1 protein-coding gene is annotated in these 447 nt (G+C 54.4%); it reads right to left on the bottom strand.

Annotated features, from left to right (window positions below; all coding sequences use genetic code 11):
* Positions 1-348: hypothetical protein (locus J5M67_RS28610; protein ID WP_207888697.1), on the bottom strand; the 348-nt coding region annotated here is incomplete at its 3' end.
* Between the last annotated feature and the right edge of the window lie 99 nt (positions 349-447).

Consider the following 447-nt stretch of genomic DNA (forward strand, 5'->3'; position numbering starts at 1 on the left):
CCTCAGCTCAAGGTCGACATCGAACTGGTCGATGCTCATCCCGTGTGCTTTGAGTGACGCGGCGATGCGAATCCATCTTTCAAGCCATTCGTTTTCGAGTTTCTCGTACATCTTGAGCTGTTGTCGAAGCCGAGAATTCGCTTTCTGAAGGTCTTCGTGAACCATGCCGGTGGAGCGGCGAATACGTCCCTTCCCCAGCAGGGCATCTCTTACCTCATCGAACCGTGCGCGAAGCTTGGGCTTCGAACGCAAAGACCGGTCGGTAAAGCCGGCTACCCGAGCGAGATGTTTCCAAGTCAACGTGATGGTAGCTCGCTTTCCTTGCTCGAAAGCAAGAAGCTCCTTCATTACGCGTTCGGTGTCGCGAGGCCCCATCTTGGGTACGGCTCTAGCTCTTGCACCCTTCTTAGGTTTTGTTCGGTTCACCAACCTTGCTCTCCTCCATAG

The organism is Pseudomonas sp. 30_B (assembly GCF_017491605.1).
In the GTDB taxonomy this organism is placed as follows: domain Bacteria; phylum Pseudomonadota; class Gammaproteobacteria; order Pseudomonadales; family Pseudomonadaceae; genus Pseudomonas.